This is a genomic window from Vitiosangium sp. GDMCC 1.1324 (assembly GCF_003044305.1).
Taxonomy (GTDB): Bacteria; Myxococcota; Myxococcia; order Myxococcales; family Myxococcaceae; genus Archangium.
Genome location: NZ_PZOX01000019.1, coordinates 170,472 through 184,095 on the forward strand (window position 1 = coordinate 170,472; position 13,624 = coordinate 184,095).

Sequence of the window (13,624 nt, forward strand, 5' to 3'; positions counted from 1 at the left end):
CGATCCATCTGCTTTGATGAGAGCCAGCTTTGTCGAGAATGTGTGTAGGCTCGGGTCGACCACTCCGGGGAGGGCCCCGCCATGTTCACGAACGATCGCAAGCCGTCCGTGGCACCTTCTGCTGCCTCGAAGTCTGCGGCGCAGCGTCCGGCGAACGCGCCGTCGGTGAACCCGCTCTGGTCTCGGCCGGCCACGTCGAATGACGCCGCATCCACGGATTCGCCCGAGCTGACCGAAAAAGAGAGGTTGCGCTACTTCGAGCCGCTCACGCCGTCCTTTTCGGGTGCGTCCTGGTCACGCATCGGGCACGTGGCTTCAGGGGCCGACGTGGAGGCGGGCTCTTCTATCCAGCGCAAATGCGCGGCTTGCGAAGAAGAAGAAGAGGAAAACGAGCGGGCAGAGGTGGGCTCGCACACCATGGCAGTGAGCGCGCCCGGGGACCCGCAGGAGCGTCAGGCGGACGAGCTGGCCGATCAGGTGATGCGGATGGCGGAGCCGAGGGCTGGGGACTCGGTGTTCCCCGTGGTTCCGGGCACGTCGGCGACAAGCGACGAGAAGGAGATCCGGCGAGCGCCCGAGGCGCACGATGGCGGGGGGGCGCGGACCGGGCTGGACGCGCGGACCGCATTGCGAGCGGCTGCGCGTGGAGGCGAGCCGCTTTCGCAAGAGGTGCGGGCGTTCTTCGAGCCGCGGTTCGGGCGGAACCTCGACGGGGTGCGCGTGCGCGTGGATGGTGAGGCGGCGGACGCCGTCCAGGCCCGGGCGTACACGGTGGGGCGGAACATCGTGTTTGGTCGCGGCGAGTATGCTCCGGACACGACGGAGGGGCAGCGGCTCATCGCCCACGAACTGGCGCATGTCGTACAGGCGGCTCCGGGGATCGCGCGGGAGTCCAAGTCCGGGGCTCCCCTGCCGTGCGCGAAGAAGTACCAGGACGGCTCCGCGAAGGCCTATCCCCAGGACACTTCCCGCTATCCCAGCGGGAGATACGTCATCTGGGGGACGTTCCACGACGGGATAAGAGATATCGAGAGCTCGGCGCGGGAGACGGCGGACAACTGGATCCGCTGGCGGTTCAAGAGCCTGTCGTCGGCGGTGGCGTCTCGGATTCAAGCGGAGTTCCTGGCGCAGCAATGGGAGTGGAGGGCGGACGCGTCGAAGGCCGCGGACGGCTGCCAGTACTACCTGGATATGCCGATGGCCATGATGGAGCGTCTCGTTGCGCTCGCGTCTCGGGATGTCGGGGGAGTCAAGGCCGAGGAGCGGGAGAAGCAGGCCGGTATGCCGGATCTGCCGACGGTGGACATCTCTCCGGGTGACGAGGAGGTGGCGCCCGGGGGCGGGTCGGACGGCGGGCGCAGCGCACAGGAGACGCAAGCTCCGGAGGAACAACGGAAGACGGCAGCCGACAGGGCGCTGGATCCGAGCAGCGTGTACCAGCAAGGCAGGGAGGGCGCGACCCACCCTCCGTTTCCAGCGCGGCTCGAGGGTCCTCAGCAGGAGGTCGTACGCGGGATCGGCACGTACCGGATGGTCCTGGACTACGCGGCGACGACGGCGGATCCGCTCATGCAGATCGCCTATCACATGAACTACGTCCAGTATCACTGGGAGCTGTTCGACATCACCCAGCTCGTGAAGAACAGCCTGGGGAAGGCGGGGGAGCAGGAGGCGGCGAGGACGAGTGTGACGGCGGCGCGGCTCGTGAAAGCGGTGGACGTGCTGCGGGAGGAGGAGAAGAAGGCGCGCTCTACTCCCATGGACCCGAACGCGCATGTCGGGACGCTGGGCGCGGCGGAGCGGCGGGCCGAGAACCTATCGGAGCAGCTCGCCCAGGAGGAGCAGACGGCGAGAGCGCAGCTCCGGGATCCGGCCTCGGCCGCGGAGGGGGGGAGCGCTGTCGACGTGGTGACCCGGTACATCGCCAATGAGCTGAACCTGAGCCTGCTCGACGTTTCGGCGCTCGTTGCTGCTGGGGGAATCTCCCTGGGAGCCCTGTCCGATCTGCTGGCAGGTCCCTCGTCGGAGCAGGAGGTCCCGTTCCCGAACCGGGAGGGGTACTTCATGATCCGCTGCATTGCCCAGCCCGCGCCGCGTGGGCCTGAGGGCTCGGAGCGGAGGGCGGCGAGCGTCGCCACGCGCATCGTTCAGGTGCGCAAGGCGGATATCATGGCCAGGGACGTCCTGGGTGAGCCCGAGGCCGCGATCGCGGAGCTTCAGCTCCAGAAGGAGCTGGCTCGCACGGAGGATGAAAAGGCCCGGATCGAGGAGAAGATCCAGGATGCGCGGTTGGAGGCGACGGGCGACGTCGTGGAGCTCCTGGGGAAGCGCCTCGAGGCCAAGAAAGCGGAATGGAACGCGGCGACGGGGTACCGCAAGGCGCGACTCGAGAAGGAGGTCGAGCAGCTCCAGCTCCGATACGATCAGGCCCGGGAGAAGCGCACGGGCACGGTGGGCCTCCACTATCGGCCGCGAACGGTGTTCGTGAGCCAGGTGACCGGCGAGACGTATCCGCTGCTCCTCGACCTGTCGGAGCTGCCGGTCGCCCAGGGCAAGCGCGTGCGGCTCATGGATCTCACGCGGCCGGACAGCGCGCCGATCGACAGGAACGGAGCGACGCTCGAAGACGCCGTCAGGAACGCCTTCAGGGAGCTTGGCAGTCACGGTGGGCTTGGAAGGGGAACGCTCGCCATCCGGATGCCGGCGAACTTCCCGGGGAACCTGCCCGAGTACGTCCTCAACACGGCGGACGAGAACACGGCGGTCGTCAAGCGTCGGCTGCAGGAACTCGCTTCGGCGCTGCTCGTCCTGGGGTTGTTCGTGCCGGGTCTCGGGGAGGTGTCGGCCGTCATCGCGGCGGCGCTCGCGGCGGAGAAGATCATCGAGAGGGCCCTCAATGGCACGCTCCGGGTGGATGCCGAGTTCGTCAGCGACGCGCTCGCCGTCCTCGGTGCCGCCGCGCAGGGAGCGCAGTACATTGGCAAGCTGAGGGTCATGAGGAGCGGGAACGCGTTCGTGGCCGCGGCGAAGGAGGCGGATCTGGCCGGGCTCGTGAAGGCGGCCGAGGCCTTCGAGGCCGCGCGCAAGACCGGGGAGACGCTCAACTCACTGTCCACGCTGGTGAACATGGGCGGGCTCATGTGGGGCAATCTCATGGCCCTGCAGCAGCTCGCGGAGCTGTCCGATCAGGAGCTGGCGGGAATGAGCCACTCCGAGGCGAGGCGGCGGCGGGCCGAGATCCTGCTGGGCGCACTGCGGGACAACTCGATCATGTTCGTCGGGATCGCGCGCGCGCGAAAAGCGATCCGCGAGTCGGAGGGGAAGGCCGCCGAGGCGGCCGAGGGCAGGCGGGCGGCCGATGAGGGCGCTGCTCCGAAGGAGAAGGCCCGGGAGGGAGAGCGGATCCCGGAATCGGAGCTGAAGGGAAGGGTGGCGGAGAATGATCCGAGCGCGAGGCCAGCCAAGGATCGGGTGCGAGCACGGTTCCCGACGCCGGACGGTCTGCACGAGATCTTCGTGCTGGAGGACGGGCGGATCTTCCGTTGCTCCTCGAGCTGCGCGGAAATGCGCACCTGGTACGACTCGTTCCTCCAGAACCAGAGCGACGACGCGAGAAAGGCCCTGGCGAAGTCCCTGGACGCGGAGCTCAAGCTCCTGGAGGACAGCACGAGAGCGGGGCAGAACACGAAGGAGGTGAACGACGCCATCGCCGCGCTGGACGTGCGGATGCGCGACTTCATCGCTCCGGATCTGGCGAAGGAGCTCACCGCGTCGGCGGTCAGCAGCGGCATGGAGATGATTGGCGCCGGGGACGTGTTGACGGAGGCGCAGACGCGCAGGCTCCTCACGTTCCTGGACATCAACACGATCCGCTCGCTGGTCGGTCCGGGCGGGCTCAAGGACGCGCAGGCGCTGAGGCGATTCGCGAACCGGCCCGAGGCGGTGCTCCGGGAATTCCGGAGGGTCGCCGACAGCTACGGTACGTTGGACACCGAGGCGATGCATGGACTGATGGCCACGGTCTCGAACAACAAGTATTCGCCCCCCATGTTGGAGGCCGGTTACAAGCAGGCCTCCGAACTGAAGGTGAAGTACGGAGAGCGCATCTCGGGAGAGATCCTCGAGCGGTGTGTCCGCGCGGCGGGTGCTGCGGATGCGCCCCAGGCGCAGGCCGAGCTGGCCCTGGCCATTGACATCCTGGAAGGCCGTACGTCTTTCGGCACGGAGCAGAGGCTGCACGGCCTGGAGGAAGGCACAACCCGGCGGCCGGAATACGCGGTGACTGCAGACGGAAAACCCAGGCGGCTCGCGGAGGTCAAGCGGTTGCAGGGGGCTCCGGGGGCTCCGCTGAAGGAAGAGCAGATGAGGAGGAACTTGCAGTCCGCGCTCGGTCAACTGAGAGAGGAGAGCCGACCGGGAGATGCTCCCGGGATGGTGCGGTTGGACGGTCGCGCGGCCGGCCCGACCGCGCTCAACGAGCCGGAAGTGCGTGCAATGGTGGCAAGGAGTGTACGGAATGCGGTTGTGCCCGACCCGGCCACGGGCCAGACATCGGAGTCCAACGTGGGTTTTGTGGAGATCCTCTACAACGACGCCGCGGGTAGGCCGGCGAGGATGCTGTTCCCGGTGACCGGGACGACCGTGGGAGAAGCGAAATGACTGAGACGAGCGTGCCCCCCTATCTCCACGACACATGGGGGTTCAAGAAGTACGGCGGCACCTGGTGCTTCGAGGCGCAGGTGCTGCAATCGCCGGGTAGGTACCTGGCCGGCCTTTCCACGCTCGCCAAGGCCTTGGAGGGCATTGGCAGGATCGCCCGGGTCGAGATCGTGTCGCCCGATCCAACGCCTCGACTCCAGCGCCTGGAGGCGCCGTCGGCGGGCTCGCTGGCCCTCGACGACGTGCGCGCGTTTGTCGAAGGGTTCGGAGGGGAGATCTCCCTTGTCTCTGTCTTGATCGATCTGTTCGCCTATGTTCGCACCGAAAAGAACGGCGAGCCGAAGCGAATGTGGGTTCGGGAGCCGACGGAGGTCGCGCTCTGGGCGAACGACGACAAAGCGGGGCTGCAACCGCAGGTGTGCCTGAGCATGGAGCACACGCTGTTTCAGGAATCATCTCGCCAAGGGGTCGACAACCGCGAGCTCTACTGGAAGAACCGGTCCATCCTCAGTGAGCTGCTCGATAGGTTGCGAGCTCATTTCGGCCCGCTGGCCGAATACGAGGACGGCGTGGAGCCCACCGGCTACCCTCCGCCCACCGACGAAGAAGGTGACACCTGACTCAAGGTACTCCTCCGACAGGATGCTCGCGCAACCACTCCTCATCCTGGGCCTTGGTCGTGTAGTTCCACAGGGTGTCGAGGTCGTTCGCGAGGCTTCGCGGTATGAGGATGGCGCCGTTCGCCTCCTCACGGAAATTCACCTGGTAGTAGCGTAGCACGTGAATGACGTTCCCATGCATCTGCGGGTCCATCGGCGCAGCAGATGCGACGAGTCGATCACCACTCCTGTATACCGGCTGGAAGGCGACGGAGGGGTCATTGCAGCTCGAGAGGAGCCCGGCTGCGAGCATCGTCGTGACGAGCATTCGTGTCATGGACCCGTCCATGTGTAGGTTTTATCGTTGAAGAACGTGTTGATGACGACAGTGCCGCTCAGGGACTGCTGCCAATCCGCTTCCATGTCGAAAGGCTTCGCGCCGCGGCACTGCTGAATGATGAGTGCGTCTTCATCCGAGATGTTTCCGAATCCAGGAATGTAAGCGCCCAGGCCGGCATGCCAGTCATACGGGTCGAACCAGTGATGATTGACCGTCCCCTGGATTCGAATGGTGTTCTCGATGCAGCTGAGGGTGAACGTCCCCTTTGACCGGATGGTGCTGGTGCCACTGGCGTAGTAGAGTTCCTCGAATTGGCTTGCCGTGAACATCTTGTCCCAGTGGTCGGTGAACGTCTTCGTGTCGCCGTGCTTCAGGGTCTTGGCGATGGCATAAAGGCTGTCCTCGAACCGCTCCTGGTTCTTTCTCTCGGCGTCAATCAGTGAGCTGAAGCTACGCAACCAGGCGACCGAGAGCACACGTTTCGTACCGCTGCCGACGAGAAAATGCTCCAGGTTGTCCGCGGCGACGTTGTATCCATCCTTTCGAGCCGCAGCGACCATGTCCTGATATTTTTTCAGGATGGCATCGACCGTCGCGTCCGGGGGACACGCCGCTGGGCCCGGTTTGGCTTCTCCTCGGGACTGTTCTTCGGCTGGTTGCCGCTGTACGAGCCCCGGCTGTACGGCCCCACCACTCTGACTCTGCTGCACGACGTGTGTCAGCTCATGCGCGAGCAGATGCTTACCTTCCGTGGTGTCGGGCGCATACTCACCCTGGCCGAACACGATGTCCTGCCCGACCGTATAGGCTCGCGCCTGCACCGCCTGGGCAGCATCGTCATCGATGTGGACGCGCACCCGGCTGAAGTCGTGCCCGAATCGAGGTTCGAAGTAGGAACGGAGCGAGGCTGGCAGCGGCTCTCCTCCGTGCTCGATCGCGCGCAAGGCAGCCCCTGTATCCAGCGCCGCTTCGGCATTCGAAGCTGGCGCACGCTTGGTGTGGATCGTTTTCTCCTCTTCCTCGCATGCCGCGCACTTGCGCTGGAGCTCGACAGGTGCGGAGTGGATGGACGTTGGTTCGGCCATCCGCATCACCCTGGCGGCCATCTCGTCTGCCTCGCGCTCATGCGGGTCGCCCGGCGAGCTGACGGTCGCCTTGCGCTGAACCCCCTGCGGCGTGAGAGCGCTGCCAGGTGGCGAGCGCGGTTCGAAGTAGCGGTACCTGTCCTCGGTGACCTCGGGCGAGACAGCCGCTCGGGTCTGACGCGACGTGTCCATCCGAAGCCAGGGCGGAGCTACCAGCGGCGCCTGCGTCGGATGCTGCACCACGGGCTGGGGAGCAGGCGACTGTGCTGCCGACGGACGCGTTTTCCGGCTCATCATGACCATGGAGAACTCTCCTCGTCGTGGCTGACTTTAACCTGTCTTTCCCTCCTTCGCGAACTCTCTCCGGATCCCCAGCAGGAGGTCTTCCTGGGTGAGGGGACGGCCGCCCTCCTTCAGGGCCTGAAGCGAGACATAGCGGATCACGTTCATGATCATCCCCCCAGAGAGCGCGTGCTCCCGCGCGATTCTCTCCAGATCCACGGAGTTTGCGAACCTGGCCTTGGGCGAGAATCCCTGTCGCCACAGTTTCATGCGCTCTTCCGGACGTGGAATGGGGAAGTAGATGATCGACTCGAACCGCCGCGTGAAGGCGTCGTCCAGATTGTCGCGCAGGTTGGAGGCCAGGATGGCGATCCCATCGAAGGTCTCTATCCGCTGCAGCAGGAACGAGACCTCCTGGTTGGCGTAGCGGTCGTGCGAGTCTTTTGTTTCACTCCGCTTGCCGAAGAGCGCGTCGGCCTCGTCGAAGAACAGGATCCAGCCCTTGTGCTCGGCCTGATCGAAAACCCTCCCCAGGTTCTTCTCCGTCTCGCCGATGTACTTCGACATGACCAGGGAGATATCCACTTTGTAGACATCTCGGCCGGTGGTCTTGCCCAACAAACAGGCGATCAGGGTCTTTCCCGTGCCCGGCGGGCCGTAGAAGAGGCTGCGGTAGCCGGGGCGGAGCTTGGCGCCCATACCCCAGTCTTCCATCAGCGTTTCTCCGTGCGTGATCCAGGTCTGGATTTCCTCGATGCTCTTGCGGGTGCCCGGGTGCAGTACCACGTCGTCCCAATTGAAGCGGGTCTCGATGCGCTGAGCGGGAAATCCGGACCCGAAGCTGGGCTGCCGATGCTGACCGGTGGTGACGATGCTCAAGACGTCCTCCGAGAGCCGGAGGGGAGCCTTCATCTGTGGCGCGTCGTCACCCGCGGCGGGCGCGAGCTTGAGGATGTTGTGTTTGGAGAAGAAATGCGTGGGCTCGAACAGGAGCTGCGCCAGGAAGCGCAACGAGAGATCCTTGCCACCGAGGATGAAGGCCAGCGTTTCGCCCGTGGGCCAGAACTCGCCTTCGGCTCTCGGCTGAGCCCCGCCGAACTCGGTAAACCTCCGATTCGTGGTCGTGTTGAGGGTAAAGAGCTCGTCGAGGAGCTGGGGCCGGATGTGGGGGACCAGGCCGAGCACGAAGGCGAGACGCTCGGCGAAGGAAAAATGATAGTGCCTCACGAACCCGGCATACTCCGAGGTCGACTTGCTGAGGTCGGGTGGCTCGATCTCCAGCAGGCTCCCGCTGCTGGGCTCCGCGCTGAAGTAATTCTTGAGCCGCGCCTCCAGGATCCGACGAAACCAGGTCAGCTCTTGCTCGAGGTCACGGGCGTTCTCAATGAGCTTGCTCGTCATTCCTGGATCATTCCGATAGCGCGGCAATCATCAGTGTCCGCGAGTGCGCTGCCATGGTCGCACCATCCCGACGTGGGCGTCCAGGCCAAAGCCCCGTCCATCCAAACAGAAATAAACTGTTCACACTGGTTCAGGCGACATTGGCGAATTGAAGGGATTGCGGAGTGGCCAGACGTGAGGGCGCCCACAGGCCGCCTCGGTGGCACGGTTCTAATCCAGTAGTCCTGTGCGGGTGACGCGGTGGGTGGGAATTGCTGCATCAGGCCAAGGTGCATGCGGAGAAGAGGATGGCGGCATGTCCCGGAAGACCCTTGCGCGAAGCCGGCGCTCTCGGCATTGCATCCTGAGTGGGCAAACGCATACTTCTTGACAGTCTGAAGTGGGGTGGGGATTATTACTCCCCGCCATTGGGCGCTCGCTCCTGGGAGCACGCGCCGCGTGCTCAACAGCCGTTCATTGACCCCGGGGGGGCCGATGCTCAGCGAGATGCTGGTGGTCCTCAAGGAGACGGTCAGTACCTACCTGAGCACGGTCTCCGGCTCGAGTATTGCCGACTCCGATCAGGGGCAGGTCGTCTTTCTCGAGAGCGAGCGGGTGGATGCGCTCGACTTCAAGCTGGGCGCCATTTCGCTCCTCCTCGCCAACGTCGAGGAAGACCACACATTACGGTCGGGGGAGCCGTACAGACGGACACTGCCGGACGGCACGGTACTGAAGGTTCAGCCTTCCATCCATCTGAATGCGTATGTCCTGTTCGTCGCCCGCTTCAAGGACTACACGCAAAGTTTGCGTTACATCTCCCTCATCCTGCAGTTCTTCCTGACTCACAGGGTGCTGGACCACGAGAACACGCCGGCATTGAGCGACAGGATTGAGAAGCTCACCATGGAGCTCTTGACCCTGCCCTTTTCGGAGCAGAACCACCTCTGGAGTATTCTAGGTTCTGCCTATCATCCGTCGCTCCTCTACAAGGTCCGGATGGTCGTCTTCCAGGACGACAGTGGCGTGGTCGTGCCGCCGGTGACCGAGACTTCGGTACGGAGCTCCCGATGAAGCACGGCGTGCTTCTCGAGCTCTTCCTCAGGCATTCCTTCTACTCGGATGCTCGATGCTCGGATTTCACCCTGGAGCCGAGCGTCGAGACGGCACGCATCCTTCGCAATCACCGCTGTCTCGTGCGCCCGAGTCCGGATGGCGTCCGCGTTCTGACGGCGGTCGACGAATCGACCGGGCTGCCCTTCCTTCCTCTCCCGTCGAACACGGCCTTGGGTTTTCACCTCGTGCTGCGGAACGACGACTTCCCTTTCTTCTCCGACCTCACCGGCATCAACGCCCACTGCTCGCCACTCTTCACCAACGCCGGTCTGGGCGCGGGGGCTTCCGAGCTGCAGCTCGTTTCGGGTGGCACGGCCCTTGAGCCCGGGGTGTTCGCCAACGTCGAGCTCCAGCTCGAGGGAGCTGGGTCCGGGGTCGCGTCGTTCCACATCTCCTTCCAGGCGAAGCAGCTGCGGTGGGCGTACTATTGCATCACCGATCTGGCGCCGAATGGAGACGATATCGGCATCATCGATGCCGCGCCCAGCGGGGCGTCCGACGTGGTGCTTTTCAGCGACGCGAACCGCACGCATCTGGACACGAACCCGGATCCTTCGGACCCGATTGCCGTACAGCTCGCCGCTCGTTACCCGGGGATGCGCCGCATCCGGATGCTCTCCGATCAGCCCGTCACCTGCCGGGAGGCGCCAAGAAAGAACCTCGAACTCCGGCGAGGGGATGAGAGTCTGGCGAGTTCCCTGCCCAATCCCTCTGTGCGGTGTATCTCGAGGATGACGGCTCCGCAGCAGGATGTGCTGTTTTATATCGTCAAGTACCGGTTGAACCCGTTTCACAACCCCTGAGGTCGAAGAACGATGCCTGCCTACAAGACCCCTGGCGTGTATGTAGAGGAGATTTCCACCCTCCCTCCGTCGGTGGCGGAGGTCTCCACCGCAATCCCGGCCTTCTTCGGGTACACTGAAAAAGGCCCCCATGTCGCCCGGGTGAGCACGCTCCTCGATTATGAGGAGACTTTCGGAGGCCCCAATCCCGCGACCTTCACCATCACCACGAGTGGTGACACGGTGGGGGAGGTGGCGCGCGATGATGAAGGTTTCCAGTTCCTGCTGTACTACGCCGTGAGCCATTATTTCAAGAATGGCGGCGGTGCTTGCTACATCGTCTCGGTCGGCAACTATGGAGACACCCCCGCGAAGGATGACTTCGAGGCCGGGCTCGACGCCATCGAGAAGGAGGACGAGCCGACGCTCCTCGTGCTGACCGACGCCGTCAACCTCGATGCCGCGGATTATCACTCGCTTTGCCAGGACGCCCTGGCCCAGTCCCGCAAGCTGGGGGACCGCTTCGCCATCTTCGATGTCCAGATGGCTGAAGGCGAATCCGAGGACTCCCTGAGTACAGACGTCGCTGCCTTCCGACAGGCCATTGGCACGAGCAACCTGATGTACGGGGCCGCCTACTACCCGTACCTCCAGACCTCCCTGAGTTACGACTACGAGGAGACGGGCGTCACGCTTCTGCCCCCGCCCCCCTGGAGCAAGGAGCTCGCCGCGAACACGATCAAGGTGACCTTCTCCGGCTCCATCGGCTCGACGCCCACCGCTCAGATCGTGGCGACCGCGGATGCGACGACGCCTACCTTCGCCATTGCCAATCGTAGCATCACCATCACCGTCAAGGAGGGGGCCACCACGGGCGCTGCGGTCGTCGAGGCCTGGAACACGTGGAAGGCGGACAACACCCATGATCCCAAGGGGTTCAGCCTGACCGTGGCTGGCAGCGGCACCGCCAATCTCGTCGCGGGGAATGTCGACCTGATTCCCGGAAACACGCTCGCCGCCATCAAGTCCACGAACACGGCTCTTTACAACCAGATCAAGGCCAGGCTGGCCGCCGAGCGCATCATCCTCCCGCCAAGCGCCGCGGTCGCCGGCATCTACGCCAGCGTCGACCGGACTCGCGGCGTCTGGAAGGCTCCCGCCAACGTCAGCATCGCTTCGGCGATCGGGCCCGTCACCAAGATCACCAACGATGACCAGGACAACCTCAACGTCGATCCGACGGCTGGAAAGTCCATCAATGCCATTCGCGCGTTCACCGGTAAGGGGACACTCGTCTGGGGCTCCAGGACGTTGGCGGGTAACGACAACGAATGGCGCTACATCCCGGTCCGGCGCCTGTTCATCTTGATCGAGGAGTCGACGCAGAAGGCCACGAGCTTCGCCGTCTTCGAGCCCAACGACATGACGACGTGGCTCAAGGTCAAGGGGATGATCGAGAGCTTCCTCTATGGTCTCTGGGAGCGCGGCGCGCTGGCGGGGTCCGCCCCGGACGCGGCCTATTACGTCAATGTCGGTCTGGGCAAGACGATGACGGCTCAGGACATCCTCGAGGGTCGGATGAATGTCGAGATCGGCATTGCCGCATCCAGGCCGGCCGAGTTCATCGTCATCCGCTTCAGCCACAAGCTGCAAGAGGCGTAGCCCCATCTACGACTCGTGACCCCTCCCATCAGAAGGAGCAGAATCCATGGCACTTTCGAAGAGTGAAATCAAAGCCGCCTATCCCCTCCCGGCGTACAACTACCGGGTCGAGATCGCGGGCGTCGCCGTTGGCTTTTCCGAGGTCACCGGGCTCAGCATCAAGCGCGAGACCACGACCTACAAGGAGAGCCCCACTGCCGGGGGCGCCCCCGGCCCGGTGGTGATGCACATGCCGGCGCAGCTCTCCCACGTGACCATCAGCCTGAAGAAGGGCATCGTCAGGACTCAGAGCATCGCCACTCTCTATCGCTGGCTCAGCACGACCCAGATCAACCAGGTAGAGAAGAAGGACGTCTACGTCCGCCTCTGCGATGAGAACGGTGAAGCCGTCGTGAGCTGGAAGGTCCTCAACGCCTTCCCGACCAAGCTCGACGCGCCGAGTTTCACCGCGAACTCCAATGACGCCGCCATCGAGACCATGGAGTTGATGGCGGACTCCATCACGATCGAAGAGACCTAGGGCGTCACTCAATGGCTCTATCCAAGGAAGCTCAACGGAAGGCCTATCCGCTCGCGGTATACAACTTCCGCGTGAGCGTGGATGGGGTCTTGATGAACTTCACCGAGGTCTCGGGCATCACGCTCGAGTATGATCATGTGACCTACCGGCATGGATTGAGCTTCCTCGAGGGGGAATCGATTCAGACTTTCTCCTTCGACAAATTCAAGCCCATCACATGCAAGCGTGGGACCATCCTGGGCAATCAGCCGCTGTTCCTGCACGAGTGGCTGAAGAAGCGGGATTTGAGGAGCATGGAGATCAGCCTCTGCGGCGAGACAGGGGAGCCGGTGCTCTCGTGGAGGATTGCCTCGGCTGTTCCCGTGAACCTCAAGGCTCCGGCGTTCACCGCCGGCACCAACGAGGTCGCCATCGATACGGTCGAATTGCAGGTGAGGGGAGTCTCCGTTGTCACGATCTGAGAGACTTCACGGCGCTGGCTCCAGACGAGCTCAGGGCCGCACATGATCAACCCGCGCGTCCCCACGGACGCGTGATCGGAGGCAGGAACCCGTGTTACCCATCCCAGCGCTCACCTCCCAGTCCGAGCTTCACCTCGGCTTCCGCTTCGGTGTGTTCTTCTTCGCCCTGGGCGCGGTGCCCAACCCCATCGACATCCGCTTCAAGAAGGTGAGGGGGCTCACCGCAACGGTGAAGACGACGCCACTCCCAGAGGGTGGGCAGAACCTCTATACCCAACACCTCCCCGTCGGCGTCGAGTACGGGAACCTCATCCTCGAGCGTGGCATGGTCGTCGGCTCGCCCCTGAACATCGAGTTCAATGCGGCCATGTCGCTGTTCAAGTTCGCGCCTTCCAACGTCCTCGTTACCCTTTTCGACGAGTCGGCGCTCCCTGTGTCGGCATGGCTTTTCATCAAGGCCTTTCCAGTCAAATGGTCGACCTCCGACCTGGACGCCTCGGAGAAGAGCGTGCTAATCGACACGCTCGAGCTCGCTTACTCTCAGATGCAGATCATGAGGATATGACCATGCCGGTCGAGATCAAGGAACTCGTGATCCGTGCGGTTGTACAGCAGGAAGGAGCGCGCGGGGACGTGCCAACCGCCGACGCCCTGCCTTCCGCCGCGGATCAAGAGGCCATCATCGAGGCTGCGGTCAGAGAGGTCCTCCGGATCCTGAAAGCTTCGAAGGAAAGATAG

The 13,624-nt window shown here is 63.9% G+C and carries 12 protein-coding genes; 9 read left to right on the forward strand and 3 right to left on the reverse strand.

Annotated elements, in window-relative coordinates:
• The first annotated feature begins 81 nt into the window (after positions 1 to 81).
• The gene (locus tag DAT35_RS41445) at positions 82 to 4,659 is read left to right on the forward strand and encodes a DUF4157 domain-containing protein (RefSeq protein ID WP_108074820.1); all 4,578 of its coding nucleotides are present in this window, start codon (positions 82 to 84) and stop codon (positions 4,657 to 4,659) included.
• Positions 4,656 to 5,279 (forward strand): hypothetical protein, encoded by a 624-nt coding sequence (locus DAT35_RS41450; protein WP_108074821.1) that lies wholly within the window; start codon positions 4,656 to 4,658, stop codon positions 5,277 to 5,279. The genes DAT35_RS41445 and DAT35_RS41450 overlap by 4 nt, the downstream gene beginning before the upstream one ends.
• A 1-nt stretch (position 5,280) precedes the next feature.
• On the opposite strand, the gene DAT35_RS58470 is transcribed toward DAT35_RS41450, so the two are convergent.
• Genes DAT35_RS58470 through DAT35_RS41465 form a run of 3 tightly spaced genes read right to left on the reverse strand, consistent with a single transcriptional unit; the run spans position 5,281 to position 8,366 of the window.
• Positions 5,281 to 5,595, reverse strand: a complete 315-nt coding sequence (locus DAT35_RS58470; RefSeq protein ID WP_146210096.1) for a hypothetical protein — start codon at positions 5,593 to 5,595, stop codon at positions 5,281 to 5,283.
• Positions 5,592 to 6,986 (reverse strand): DUF4157 domain-containing protein, encoded by a 1,395-nt coding sequence (locus tag DAT35_RS41460; protein ID WP_108074823.1) that lies wholly within the window; start codon positions 6,984 to 6,986, stop codon positions 5,592 to 5,594. Before DAT35_RS41460 ends, DAT35_RS58470 begins: the two co-directional genes overlap by 4 nt.
• 27 nt (positions 6,987 to 7,013) lie before the next feature.
• Complete coding sequence (locus DAT35_RS41465; RefSeq protein WP_108074824.1) at positions 7,014 to 8,366, reverse strand: ATP-binding protein; 1,353 nt, start codon at positions 8,364 to 8,366, stop codon at positions 7,014 to 7,016.
• A gap of 438 nt (positions 8,367 to 8,804) precedes the next feature.
• Between DAT35_RS41465 and DAT35_RS41470 the strand changes: the two genes are divergently transcribed.
• The 7 genes from DAT35_RS41470 to DAT35_RS60190 all read left to right on the forward strand — a co-directional run bounded on the left by DAT35_RS41470 (position 8,805) and on the right by DAT35_RS60190 (position 13,624).
• Positions 8,805 to 9,419: a DUF4255 domain-containing protein gene (locus DAT35_RS41470; protein WP_158502109.1), complete on the forward strand. Its 615-nt coding sequence runs from the start codon at positions 8,805 to 8,807 to the stop codon at positions 9,417 to 9,419.
• The gene (locus tag DAT35_RS41475; RefSeq protein WP_108074826.1) at positions 9,416 to 10,264 is read left to right on the forward strand and encodes a hypothetical protein; all 849 of its coding nucleotides are present in this window, start codon (positions 9,416 to 9,418) and stop codon (positions 10,262 to 10,264) included. Before DAT35_RS41470 ends, DAT35_RS41475 begins: the two co-directional genes overlap by 4 nt.
• A 12-nt stretch (positions 10,265 to 10,276) precedes the next feature.
• Positions 10,277 to 11,905, forward strand: coding sequence for a phage tail sheath C-terminal domain-containing protein (locus tag DAT35_RS41480; protein WP_108074827.1), 1,629 nt, complete (start codon positions 10,277 to 10,279; stop codon positions 11,903 to 11,905).
• Positions 11,906 to 11,951: 46 nt separating this feature from the next.
• Complete coding sequence (locus DAT35_RS41485) at positions 11,952 to 12,425, forward strand: phage tail protein (RefSeq protein ID WP_108074828.1); 474 nt, start codon at positions 11,952 to 11,954, stop codon at positions 12,423 to 12,425.
• 11 nt (positions 12,426 to 12,436) lie between these two features.
• On the forward strand, positions 12,437 to 12,886 hold the full coding sequence (locus DAT35_RS41490; protein WP_108074829.1) for a phage tail protein: 450 nt from the start codon (positions 12,437 to 12,439) through the stop codon (positions 12,884 to 12,886).
• A gap of 91 nt (positions 12,887 to 12,977) precedes the next feature.
• Positions 12,978 to 13,451 carry a phage tail protein gene (locus DAT35_RS41495; RefSeq protein WP_199243154.1) on the forward strand — a complete coding sequence of 158 codons (474 nt, stop codon included), beginning with the start codon at positions 12,978 to 12,980 and terminating at the stop codon, positions 13,449 to 13,451.
• A gap of 2 nt (positions 13,452 to 13,453) precedes the next feature.
• Positions 13,454 to 13,624 (forward strand): DUF5908 family protein, encoded by a 171-nt coding sequence (locus DAT35_RS60190; RefSeq protein WP_199243155.1) that lies wholly within the window; start codon positions 13,454 to 13,456, stop codon positions 13,622 to 13,624.

What these genes read in the sequence shown, in the direction of transcription:
- DAT35_RS41445 (WP_108074820.1), top strand. Translation starts at nt 82, where the DNA reads ATGTTCACGAACGATCGCAAGCCGTCCGTGGCACCTTCTGCTGCCTCG.
- DAT35_RS41450 (WP_108074821.1), top strand. Translation starts at nt 4,656, where the DNA reads ATGACTGAGACGAGCGTGCCCCCCTATCTCCACGACACATGGGGGTTC.
- DAT35_RS58470 (WP_146210096.1), bottom strand. Translation starts at nt 5,595, where the DNA reads ATGACACGAATGCTCGTCACGACGATGCTCGCAGCCGGGCTCCTCTCG.
- DAT35_RS41460 (WP_108074823.1), bottom strand. Translation starts at nt 6,986, where the DNA reads ATGGTCATGATGAGCCGGAAAACGCGTCCGTCGGCAGCACAGTCGCCT.
- DAT35_RS41465 (WP_108074824.1), bottom strand. Translation starts at nt 8,366, where the DNA reads ATGACGAGCAAGCTCATTGAGAACGCCCGTGACCTCGAGCAAGAGCTG.
- DAT35_RS41475 (WP_108074826.1), top strand. Translation starts at nt 9,416, where the DNA reads ATGAAGCACGGCGTGCTTCTCGAGCTCTTCCTCAGGCATTCCTTCTAC.
- DAT35_RS41480 (WP_108074827.1), top strand. Translation starts at nt 10,277, where the DNA reads ATGCCTGCCTACAAGACCCCTGGCGTGTATGTAGAGGAGATTTCCACC.
- DAT35_RS41485 (WP_108074828.1), top strand. Translation starts at nt 11,952, where the DNA reads ATGGCACTTTCGAAGAGTGAAATCAAAGCCGCCTATCCCCTCCCGGCG.
- DAT35_RS41490 (WP_108074829.1), top strand. Translation starts at nt 12,437, where the DNA reads ATGGCTCTATCCAAGGAAGCTCAACGGAAGGCCTATCCGCTCGCGGTA.
- DAT35_RS60190 (WP_199243155.1), top strand. Translation starts at nt 13,454, where the DNA reads ATGCCGGTCGAGATCAAGGAACTCGTGATCCGTGCGGTTGTACAGCAG.